1 rRNA gene is annotated in these 226 nt (G+C 47.8%); it reads left to right on the forward strand.

The features are described from left to right. Window positions 1-128: 128 nt before the first annotated feature. Window positions 129-226, forward strand: a 16S ribosomal RNA gene (locus VF724_RS21475); the annotation flags it as partial.

Genomic DNA, 226 nt, shown 5'->3' on the forward strand with positions numbered 1-226 from the left:
TGAACAACGAGTAAGAATGGACAACAACGATTGAAATGAGCTAGAGGCTCTGCAATAAAAGCGGATCGTTAGGGACGCACTTTTATGGAGAGTTTGATCGCTGATTCGAACTTCCATAGAGGAACATTTTTATGGAGAGTTTGATCCTGGCTCAGGACGAACGCTGGCGGCGTGCCTAATACATGCAAGTCGAGCGGAGCTGTGAGAGAGCTTGCTCTTGAGCAGC

Source organism: Ferviditalea candida, from assembly GCF_035282765.1.
Lineage (GTDB): Bacteria > Bacillota > Bacilli > Paenibacillales > KCTC-25726 > Ferviditalea > Ferviditalea candida.